This window comes from Variovorax sp. OV084, from assembly GCF_900111625.1.
Taxonomy (GTDB): Bacteria; Pseudomonadota; Gammaproteobacteria; order Burkholderiales; family Burkholderiaceae_C; genus Variovorax.
The window spans coordinates 1-10,996 of sequence record NZ_FOII01000024.1; the positions used below are offsets into that span (position 1 = coordinate 1).

The window sequence follows — 10,996 nt, forward strand, 5'->3', positions numbered from 1 at the left end:
CGCAAACGACTTGATGTCCGTCCACTCCTTGTGGTTCGAGTCCTTCGATTCGCCGTTCGCGCCTTCAACGCGCATGAACATGTCTACTGCCATGATTAACCCCCAAAGTTATATGTGCCCGATTCCGGGACACCGTTGAATTAGCTGCTGTCCTTCTTGTTGGATGGCAGCTTCGAAACCAGCCGCAACGACACCGTCAGCCCTTCGAGCTGATAGTGCGGCCGGAGAAAAAACTTGGCGGCGTAGTAGCCCGGGTTGTCCTCGATGGCTTCCACCTGGACTTCCGCCGCCGCCAGCGGCTTCATTGCCTTCGTGTCCTGCGACGAGGTGCCGGGGCTGCCGTCGACGTAGTTCATGATCCAGTCGTTGAGCCAACGCTCCATGTCCTCGCGCTCGCGGAACGAACCGATCTTGTCTCGCACGATGCACTTCAGGTAGTGCGCGAAGCGGCAGCAGGCGAACAGATACGGCAGGCGCGCCGCGAGGTTCGCGTTGGCCGTGGCGTCGGCGTCGTAGTACTCAGCCGGCAGCTGCAGCGATTGCGCACCGATGAAGGCCGCGAAGTCGGAGTTCTTGCGGTGCACCAGCGGCATGAAGCCGTTCTTGGCGAGCTCGGCCTCGCGCCGGTCGCTGATGGCGATCTCGGTCGGGCACTTCATGTCCACGCCGCCGTCGTCGGTCGGGAAGGTGTGCGTGGGCAGGTTCTCCACCGCACCGCCGGACTCCACACCGCGGATGGAAGTGCACCAGCCGTATTGCTTGAACGAGCGGTTGATGTTCACGCCCATTGCATAGGCCGAGTTGGCCCAGGTGTAGCGGCTGTGCGCGGCCGAGTCGGTCTCTTCCTCGAACTCGAATTCGTCGACCGGATTGGTGCGCGCGCCGTACGGCAGGCGCGCCAGGAAGCGCGGCATGGCCAGGCCGATGTAGCGCGCGTCTTCCGAGTCGCGCAGGCTGCGCCATGCGGTGTGCTCGGTGTTCTGGAAGATCTTGGTCAGGTCGCGCGGGTTCGACAGCTCCTGCCACGAGTCCATCTGCATCACGGTGGGCGATGCGCCGGCGATGAAGGGGCAGTGCGCGGCCGCGGCGATCTTGGCCATTTCGCTGAGCATCTCGACGTCGGGTGGGCTGTGGTCGAAATGGAAGTCGCCGATCAGCGCGCCGAAGGGCTCGCCGCCGAACTGGCCGTACTCGGCTTCGTAGATCTTCTTGAACAGCGGGCTCTGGTCCCAGCCGATACCCTTGTGGCGCTTGAGCGAGCGCGCCACTTCACGCTTGGACGCGCACATCACGCGGATCTTGAGCTGCTCGTCGGTCTCGGTGTTGTTCACGAGATAGTGCAGGCCGCGCCACGCGCCTTCGAGCTGCTGGAAGTCCTCGTGGTGCAGGATCTGGTTGATCTGCTCGGAGAGCTTGCGGTCGATCTCGGTGATGATGGCCTGCACCGTGCGGTAGGCATCGTTGGAGACGGTGACGGTGCTTTCCAGCGCCTGCACGGCCAGCGTCTTGACGGCGTTCTCGACCGCCTCGCGGGCCTGGTCGGTCTTGGGCTTGAACTCGCGCTGCAGCAGGTCGGAGAACTCGTTCGGCTCGAGCGTTTCGACGGAGGCGGGTGCGCGCGCGGCGGTCTGTTTGGGGGCGGTGCTCATGATGATGACGGTCCTTGCTGCTCGTGCTCGCGCTTACTCGGAAGAGGTCCCTGGGTTGCCGGGCGTACCGGCCTTTTCGTTGGCGGCTTCCACTGCCTTGGCGACGGCCGGGTTCGGCGCCGAGGCCAGCGACTTGAGAAGCCCCGGGTTCTGCAGCGCCTGTGCGATCAGTTGCTCCGCGCCGTTCTTGCCGTCCATGTAGGACAGCAGGTTCGACAGCTCGGTGCGCGCTTCGAGCAGGTGCTGCAGCGCGCCGACCTGGCGGGCGATGCGCGCGGGCGAGAAGTCGTCCATGCTGTCGAAGGTGATGTCGACGTTCATCTGGCCGTCGCCGGTGAGCGTGTTGGGCACCTGGAAGGCAACGCGCGGCTTGATGGACTTCATGCGTTCATCGAAGTTGTCGATGTCCACCGCCATGAACTCGCGCTCGCCGAGGTCGGGCATCGGGTCGACCTGCTTGCCCGCGAGATCGGCGATGACGCCCATCACGAAGGGCAGCTGGATCTTGCGTTCGCTGCCGTAGATCTCGACGTCGTATTCGATCTGCACACGCGGCGCGCGGTTACGCGCAATGAACTTCTGACCACTGTTTCTGACACGGTTGTCTGCCATAAGCTTCCTCTTGAATCTGTAATGCGTGTGGGTACGACCCCGGCAGTCCTGCCGGCCAGCGGAGTCCGCGACGGCCTCCGCCTTCTTCTTATTACGTGCTGCCCCCACTGTTCAGCGGGCGTCCAGCAAGGCTTTCTATCTTTTGCAATCCCTCGGGCACAAGCTCTTCGATGATCTGGAAGAAGTTGAGATCCAGCAGCCGCTGCGCTCTGCGAATCAGCATGGGCGCCGGATGACTGGGTTCCGTGCGCTCCATGAACTGGCAAGCTTTTTCCAACAACACTTGCACATCATCACGAGTCGATATTTCAATATCTTTAATAGGCACCGTGCGTAGGCCAGCACCACCATTTGCACTGCCGGCAGCAGCACCCTTCGCAGCCGGCCCGGCAACTCCCGCCCCTTGCGGATCGGCTCCAGAGTGGGCTTCGCCGGCCTCGACCCCTTCGCTCTGCGCCTGCTCGGGCAACAGCTGGGCCACGGTGCGCAGCGAGCGTTCGAGCCGCGAGAAATCAGGCGCCCAGCTCTGACCTAGCGCGCGCTCGCAGGTCTCGCGTATGCGCTGCAGCAGGTCGAGCGCAGCACGCAATGCCACCACCGGGGGCGCCGCCTTTTCCTGCGCGCGCCGCGCCGCGTCCCGCAGTCGGCCGATGCCGCCCGGGTAATCGTTCTGATGGTCGGTCTTGCTCGAGTCGAGCAAGGCTTCGACCTGTCGCAGGCTCATTGATGCGCCGCCGTCTTCGAGCAGCCTTGCATCGCGAACACTGCGCCCCAATCCCTCGGCCTCGGCCAGCGCGGCCAGTGCATTCATGCGCGGCAGCGGGTCTTCGAAGCCATCGTCGACAACGCGCGGATGCACACCGTCCCAGAATTTCTGCAGCACGGCGTCGACGAGTTGCAACCCATCGACATAGCCGGGCAAGCCACGGTTTTCGGTCCAGGCCAGCGTGAGGGGCACCAGCACCCGCAGGTCGCGCGTACGTGTGCACAGCTGCTTCGCGATGCGCTCCACGCGGGCCCAGTCGGGTGGCTCGGCGGGGATGATCGTCGAGCCGAATTGCTGCTCGCGCTTACCGGTTGTTGCTTGGTGCAACGCCATGAAATCGGGGTCGTATTCCAGGTCTTCACCGCACGGATGCGAGCCTTCCACAGGCAACTGCAATAGATCGATTTCGCTCGGCGACAAACCTCTTCTCCCTGTTCAACCGTTTCGTAACAGCGGCAATCTTGAGGGGAACAAGAGGCGCGGTCAACAGCAACAGATTGCAACACGACGCATATGAATTACTAAGGAGTACAACTCCTTTTGAAATTCAAACGGAACGTCTACATGCGAATCACAGCAGACCGCGTTCACTCAAATTGCGCATCAACGCACTGATACCAAAAGTCCACATCGGCGCCTGGTCCGCGTGCACAACGCGATTGACCAGGGCGCCGAGTTCCGGTGCGGCAATGCACACGCGGTCGCCCACGACGTGGGTGAATCCTTGCCCAGGCCCATGACGGTCTTGTGTCGGCGCGAACATCGTTCCAAGAAACAACATGAAACCATCAGGGTAGGCGTGATGCCTACCCACGGTCTGCGCCACGAGGTCGAGCGGATCGCGGCTGATCTTCGACAGCGAGCTCGAACCCTCGAGCGTGAAGCCCTCGGGGCCGGTCACTTCCAGCGCGACGGTGATGCGGCGCACGTCCGCAATGCCGAAGTGCGCATCGAACAGGCGGATGAAGGGGCCGATGGCGCACGAGGCGTTGTTGTCCTTGGCCTTGCCGAGCAGCAGCGCGCTGCGGCCTTCGAAGTCGCGCAGGTTAACGTCGTTGCCCAGCGCGGCGCCAAGCGTCTCGCCGCGACTGTTGACGGCGAGGACGACCTCGGGCTCCGGGTTGTTCCACACCGAGCCCGAGTGAATGCCGACGTCGGCCCCCGTGCCCACGGCGGAGAGCACCGGGGCCTTGGTGAAGATCTCGGCGTCGGGGCCGATGCCGACTTCGAGGTACTGCGACCACGCGCCCTGCGCGATCAGCACTTCCTTGACCTTCATGGCCTTGGGCGAGCCCGGCACGATGTCGGCAAGGTTGTCGCCGAGCACGCCGCCGATGGCCGCGCGCGTGGCCTCGGCCTTCGATGCGTCGCCGCGCGCCTGCTCTTCGATCACGCGTTCGAGCAGGCTCGCGACGAAGGTGACGCCGCTGGCCTTGATGGCCTGCAGGTCGCAGGGTGCGAGCAGCCAGGGCTTGCTCGTGTCGCGCACGGTCTCGTCGCTGTTGGCAAGGACTTCGTCGAGCGCGGCGATGCGCGGCGCGCCCTGCAATGCATGGCGAACGGCTTCTGCAGGCGCCTCCTTGCCTTCGAGCAGGTCGCTCATGGTCGGCGCGAGCTTCGACAGGTCGTACAGGTCGCCGTCGTGCACGGCCACCAGCACGGGGCCCACGCCGGGTTGCCAGATGCGGCCAACGAGGGTGGCGCGTTCGGCGTCGCGGGGCAGGCTGGAAGAGATTGAAAGATCGAGCGGCATGGCGTGGTGTCTCCTTGGATGTGTGCGCTACGTTGCATCGTAGCGGCGCACAGCGGATTGCGACGCGGCCGGCTCTTCTCTTTCTGGTGTCAGTGTCCCGGCGCGGCGCGCACGCGCGCCACGTCGGCAGGCAGGTTGGCCCACGCAGGCTCCTGCGGTGCGAAGCGCGTGCGCATGTAGCCGGCAAGCTCGGCGATCTGCCGGTCGTCGAGCACTTCGCGGAACGCGGGCATGAAACCGATGTCGCGGCTCGCGGGCTCGCGCACGCCGTCGAGGATGGTGCGCAGCAGGTTGTCTGGCCTCGCGCTCGTGAGGTTGCTGTTGAGCGCGAGCGGCGTGTTCACGCCAAGCAGCGTGGGGCCGTTGCCGTCGTGGTGGCAGGAGGCGCAGGCGCTGTCGAACATGCGCTGCGCGGGACCGAGCAACTGGCCCTGCGTGCGTGCAGCGTTATCGACCGCTTGCTGTGCCACGACAGTCGGTTGCACGGACGGTGTTGGATTGAACGAACCGAGGTAGGTTGCCATCGCGCGTACGTCTTCATCCGGCACCTGCGCAAGCTCGCGCACCACCTCGGCCATCGGCCCGCCGGCGATGCCATGGCGCTGCGTGTGGCCGTGGCGCAAGTAGCGATAGAGCTCGTCGGCGTCCCACGGCACCGCTGACTTCGACAGGTGCGTGAGCGCCGGTGCTTCCCAGCCATCGATCATGGCGCCCGACAGGAAGGCGCTGCCGCCCTGCTCCGCGCCGAGCGCATTGCGCGGCGTGTGGCAGGCGCCGCAATGGCCGAGGCCGTTGACGAGATACGCACCACGGTTCCATTCCGCGCTCTGCGTGGCCGCGGGCTGCATCGGCGTCGGGTCATGGAAGAGCGCATTCCATCCGGCCATCAGCGGCCGCATGCTGAACGGAAACTTGAGCTCGGACTTCGGCGTTTCCGCACGCACCGCAGGCATCGACATGAAGTACGCATAGAGCGCCTGCAGGTCGTCGTCACTGGTCTTCGCGAATGCGGTGTAGGGGAACGCGGGGTACAGGTAGTGGCCGTCGCGCGAGACGCCTTCGCGCATCGCACGCTGGAAGGCGCTGAAGGACCAGCGGCCGAGGCCCGTCTCGGGGTCGGGCGTGAGGTTGGTCGTGTAGAGTGTGCCGAAGGGCGTTTCCATCGCGCGGCCGCCCGCATTGGGAGTGCCATTGGGTGCGGTGTGGCACACGGCGCAGTCACCGGCGGCTGCGAGCACACGCCCGCGGTCGATGGTGGCCTGGCTGTAGACCGGAGCGGTGAGCGATACGGGCGCAATAGCGGAGCGCCAGCCGAGCAGGCCGGCGACAACGCCGATGCCGCCGACGACGAGCGCGGCGCCGGTAGCCCACAAGCCTTTGCGGCGCGGCCAGGCTGCATTGCTCCTTCCCTCTCTGGGGGAAGGTTGGGATGGGGGCACGACGGCGTCACCAGGCAACCCCCGGTTCAATTCCGCCAGCACCGTCTCCGGCGTAAACGGCGGCGAGCGAAATCGCACCCCCGTCGCATCGAAGATGGCATTCGCGATCGCCGCAGTCCCCGGCACCGAAGACGACTCGCCCGCCCCCAGCGAAGGTTCGCCGGGCCGGGGCATGTGCATCACCTCGATCACCGGCACTTCGCGGAAATTGATGATCGGGTAGCTGCCCCACTCGCGGCTCGCGACCACGCCCGAAGGCAGCACGCCCGGCAGCTGCGCACCTGTCGCCGTGCCTTGCTGCTGCTGTTGCGGCGCGAACCGCACCTGCTCCTTCAGCGCCCGGCTCGTGGTCTGGATCACATTGCCGTGTATCTGATGCTCGACCCCTGCCGGGTTGATCATCAGCCCCGCGTCATGCCCCACCACCACGCGGCGCACATGCACCTCGCCGGTCTTGCGATTGACCTCGACGTCAGCCACCCACGCGGCCCACGCGGCGCCGAAGCCCGGCCACTTGCTGTGGATGTAGCGAGCGTACGCAAAGCCTTGCCCGAAGAGGATGTCGCCGCCTTCGCCGAGCCCACCGTCCGCGTTCTCCTGCGGCCCGGTTCGCATGCGCCAGCCGGCCTTCTGCGCCGTGGCCTGCACCAGCTCGACCGCACGCGGATCTTCCAGGTGCCGCAAGCGGAACTGCACCGGGTCCACACCCGCAGCAGTCGCCAGCTCGTCGATGTACGACTCGTGTGCGAACGAACTGGGCAGCGCCGACACGCCGCGCAACCACGAGGCGCGCACGATCGGCGCCATGTCGTTGACCTTCACGCGCAGGTTGTCGTACGTATAGGGCGGTCGCGCGGTGCGGTCGCCCATCTCGAAAGCCTGCGCCACCGGTTCGATGGTGCGCGTGAGCAGCAGCGCAAGCGTGGGCGCACCGTTCGACGGATAAGAGGTTTCGAAGTCGTATGCAGCGACGCGGCCGTCTGCCATGAGGCCGCCGTCGATCTCCATGAGCTGCGCGGCGCCCTTGGGCTCCCACGCATGCTCCTGCTCGCGCGTGAGCTGCACGCGCACCGGCGCGCCGACCGCACGGGCGAGCAGCGCCGCATCGGCGGCCACGTCGTCGGCGCCGTTGCGGCCATAGCAGCCAGCAGCTTCCATGCGGACCACGTCGACCTGCACGTCCTCCACGCCCATGAGCTTCGCGAGATCGGCGCGCAGCACGTGCGGATTCTGCGAGCCGGCCCAGCAACGCAACTGCATGCCGCTGCCGTCGGCCGGCTGCCAGTCGGCGAGCGCACACGAAGGGCCGATGGAGGCATGCATCTGGTATGGCCACACGTAGGTGCGATGCATCGGCTGCGCGGCGGCGGCAATGGCGCCATCGACATCGCCTTCATCGACCAGCAGGCGCTGCGTCGACGGGTTGTCGCGCAGCGCCTGCGCCAGGTCGCCCAGGTCAGGCATGCCGGGCCATGGCTTCCACGTGACGCGCAGTTCACGCAAGGCCTGCTCGGCGTGCTCCTCGCGCTCGGCCACGATGCCGACGAAGTCGCGGATCACGACCACGGCGCGGATGCCGGGGATGTGCGCAATCGACGATTCATCGACCGCCTCGAGCGTGTTGCCGATGAACTCGCCATGGTCCGCGCCCGCATACGGTGGTCGCACCACGCGCCCGTGCAGCATGCCGGGCACGCGCATGTCGTGCACGAACACGAGCTCGCCTGCCAGCTTGGCCGGAATGTCGACGCGCGCCTGCCGTGTGCCGACGACGCGGTAATCGGCGGGGTTCTTTGGCTGCGCCAGCGGATCGAGCCGAAGCACGGTGCGCTGGCCGGCAACCAGCTCGGCATAGCTGACGTGTCGGTCCGGCGCTTCGGTGACTCGCACCACGCCGTTGTGCGCCCGCAGTCCATCGACGGCCACGCCCAGGCGCTCAGCCGCGCGCGCCATCAGCCATGCACGCGCCTGCGCGGCGGCAAGCCGCATCGGCTGCGCATGGATCTGGATCGACGCGCTCGCAATCGTCGCGCCCTGGTTGGGCGCGCGCGCGGTGTCGCCGAGCATCACGCGCACGCAGGGCATGCCGAGGTCGAGTTCCTCGGCCACGATCTGCCCGAGCGCGGTCTGGATGCCGGTGCCCAGGTCGACGTGGCCGTTGAGTGCCGAGGCGCTGCCGTCGTCCCACACGGCGAGCAGGATCTCGTCGCCTTCGATCGGGTTGCCGGCAATGAACGCGGGCTGGCCCTTGGCGGGCGGCGGTGCGAGCGGGGTCTCGCGCACCACCAGCAGCACGCCATTGGCCGACAGGAACTCGGCGCGGGTCCGCGGAAGATCGGCGCGTCGCGTCATGGGGCCGGATGCGCGCGCATGCGCGCCGCCGCGCGTTGCACGGCGTCGAGAATTTCGATGTGGGTGCCGCAGCGGCACAGGTTGCCCGAAAGCTCGCTGCGGATGCGCGCATCGCTCGCATCCGGATCGCGTGCAAGCAAGGCCGCCGCCTGCATCACCATGCCGTTGAGGCAGTAGCCGCATTGCGCAGCCTGCGCGTCTTCAAAGGCGGCCTGCACCGGATGCCAGTCGCCGCGCGCGCCCAGCCCTTCGAGCGTTGTGATGGATCGCCCCGCCACGCCACGCGCGGGAATCACGCACGAGCGCGCCGCCACGCCGTCGACGTGCACCGTGCATGCGCCGCACTGCCCCAGCCCGCAGCCGTACTTGGGGCCGTTCAGCCCCAGGTCGTTGCGCAGCAGGTGCAGCAGCGTTGCTTCGCGCGGCACGCCCTCGATCGATTGCGCCTGGCCGTTGACCAGCAGGTGCAGCGGCTCAGCGCCGCAACTGGCCGTCACGGGTGTACATCTCCAGGTCCACGAAGGTCGAGCCGTTGTGGTTCTTCGCGCTGTACTCGACGGGGAAGTCGCCGATGCGCGTGCTGCCGATGCTTTCGAGCCCGGCGATGAAGCTGTCGCGCGTGAGTGTCTTGCCCGCGCGGCGCAGGCCCTCGACCATCACGCGCGCGACGATGTAGCCTTCCAGCGCGGTGTAGCTGTCGATCTTCTCGCCGAACTCCGCGCGGTCGCGCTGGTAGTCGGCCACGATGGGCATCCGCTGCGCCTGCGGCGGCGGCACGATGCTGGCCGTGACCAGCCCCGCGAGCTTGCCGTCGAGCCGCTTGGCCGAACCGGCCGCGTCGGTGATGCCGACCGACAGCGTGTACAGCGGCGCGCCCACGCCGTTCGCGCGGTAATCGCGCATGAACACTTCGACCATGCGCCCGGCCATGATCATCACGACCGCGCCAGGCTTGGCTTCAGACAGACCGGTGACGACCTGCTTCGCGTCCTCGGCCGTGATGGCCAGCGGGAAGGTCTTCAGCACCTTCACCTTGTGGTCGGCCGCCAGCTCCTCGCAGGTGGCGAGGTTCGACTTGCCGAAGGCGCTGTCCTGGTAGACCACCGCGATCGACTGGATGCCGATGGTCGAGAGGTGGCTGATGATCTTGCGCAGCTCCAGGTCGTAGCCCGCGCGCACATGGAACAGGTAGCGGTTGACCTTGGTGCGGAACGAGCTGGTGCCCACCAGCGGTGCGAACATCGGCACGCCCGCCTTCTCGGCCAGCGGCATCGCGGCCGCGAGGTTGCCGGTGGCCACGTAGCCGGTGAGCGCGAAGACCTTGTCCTCGTCGATCAGCTTCGCAGTGTTGACGGCGGTCTTTGCGGGGTCGTATGCGTCGTCGTAGGTGACGAGTTCGATCTTGCGACCGTTGACGCCGCCCGACTTGTTGACCCGGTCGAAGTACAGCTTGATGCCCGCGCGGTAGTCGACGCCGAAGTCTTTCGCCGGCCCACTGAACACGGCCGACTGGCCGATGCGGATGGTGGTGTCGGTCACGCCGTTTTCCGCGCGTGCCGAACGCAGCAGGCCGGGGCCGAGGACCAGGGCCGCACTGCCCGCCACCATGGCGCGCCTTGAGATCGAAAGCTTCATGCGTCGTGTGTCTCGTGTTTTCTTGTTGTTCGTCGTTGTTCTTCGCGGTGCGATCTCAGGCGGTCTGGATGTCGGCGGACTGTATGCGCTTGACGCCCTTGGCCGTCATCTGCTTCCACGCCGCGGCCAGCGAGCCGTTGAGATCGATGCCGCGCGTGGCGTCCTCGATCACGTAGGCCTCGAAGCCTGCCTTGCGCGCGTCCATCGCGGTCCATGCCACGCAGAAATCGGTGGCCAGGCCGGTGACGTACACGGTCTTGATGCCGCGCGCCTTCAGGTAGCCGGCCAGGCCCGTGGCCGTCTTGTGATCGGCTTCCTCGAAGGCCGAGTAGCTGTCCATCTCCTTGTGGAAGCCCTTGCGGATGATCAGCTGCGCGGTGGGCACCTTCAGCTCCTTGCCGAGCGCGGCGTCTTCAGTGCCCTGCACGCAGTGGTCGGGCCAAAGCACCTGCGTGCCGTAGCTGAGCTTGGTGGTCTCGAAGGGCTTCTTGCCGCTGTAGGTGCTCGCGAAGGACGCATGGCCCGCCGTGTGCCAGTCTTGCGTGACGACGATGTTCTGGAACGCGGGCGCCAGTGCATTGATGACCGGAATGACTTCGTTGCCGCCCTTCACAGCCAGCGTGCCGCCGTCGAGAAAGCAGTTCTGCACGTCGACCACGATCAGCGCGGCCTTGTCGCCGGGCTTGATCTTGCCCGCCGCGAAGGCGTTGAAACCGACACTGCCGAAGCCGCCGGCCAGCCCGAGGGCGGCGGCGGATTTCACGAGGGTTCTGCGATGCATGGCATGGAC

At 66.5% G+C, this 10,996-nt stretch carries 8 protein-coding genes and 1 pseudogene; all 9 read right to left on the bottom strand.

From position 1 onward, the window contains the following. Nucleotides 1–93: pseudogene (locus tag BMW87_RS35605) on the bottom strand (type VI secretion system tube protein Hcp); the annotation flags it as partial. A gap of 47 nt (nt 94–140) precedes the next feature. Beyond that, nucleotides 141–1,649 carry a type VI secretion system contractile sheath large subunit gene (tssC, locus tag BMW87_RS31115; RefSeq protein ID WP_093059305.1) on the bottom strand — a complete coding sequence of 503 codons (1,509 nt, stop codon included), beginning with the start codon at nt 1,647–1,649 and terminating at the stop codon, nt 141–143. Between the two features lie 33 nt (nt 1,650–1,682). Next, entirely contained in the window at nt 1,683–2,261 is a 579-nt protein-coding gene (tssB, locus tag BMW87_RS31120) for a type VI secretion system contractile sheath small subunit (protein WP_093081718.1), read from the bottom strand. Nucleotides 2,262–2,352: 91 nt separating this feature from the next. Next, nucleotides 2,353–3,447, bottom strand: coding sequence for a type VI secretion system protein TssA (gene tssA, locus BMW87_RS31125; RefSeq protein WP_093081720.1), 1,095 nt, complete (start codon nt 3,445–3,447; stop codon nt 2,353–2,355). A 151-nt stretch (nt 3,448–3,598) separates the two neighbouring features. Next, entirely contained in the window at nt 3,599–4,780 is a 1,182-nt protein-coding gene (locus tag BMW87_RS31130; RefSeq protein WP_093081722.1) for a fumarylacetoacetate hydrolase family protein, read from the bottom strand. A gap of 89 nt (nt 4,781–4,869) precedes the next feature. Beyond that, on the bottom strand, nt 4,870–8,571 hold the full coding sequence (locus tag BMW87_RS31135) for a molybdopterin cofactor-binding domain-containing protein (RefSeq protein ID WP_093081724.1): 3,702 nt from the start codon (nt 8,569–8,571) through the stop codon (nt 4,870–4,872). Then, the gene (locus BMW87_RS31140) at nt 8,568–9,068 is read right to left on the bottom strand and encodes a (2Fe-2S)-binding protein (protein WP_093081726.1); all 501 of its coding nucleotides are present in this window, start codon (nt 9,066–9,068) and stop codon (nt 8,568–8,570) included. Before BMW87_RS31140 ends, BMW87_RS31135 begins: the two co-directional genes overlap by 4 nt. Then, nucleotides 9,046–10,206, bottom strand: coding sequence for an ABC transporter substrate-binding protein (locus BMW87_RS31145; RefSeq protein ID WP_371258879.1), 1,161 nt, complete (start codon nt 10,204–10,206; stop codon nt 9,046–9,048). The genes BMW87_RS31140 and BMW87_RS31145 overlap by 23 nt, the downstream gene beginning before the upstream one ends. 55 nt (nt 10,207–10,261) lie before the next feature. Next, entirely contained in the window at nt 10,262–10,987 is a 726-nt protein-coding gene (gene pncA, locus BMW87_RS31150) for a bifunctional nicotinamidase/pyrazinamidase (protein ID WP_093081731.1), read from the bottom strand. Between the last annotated feature and the right edge of the window lie 9 nt (nt 10,988–10,996).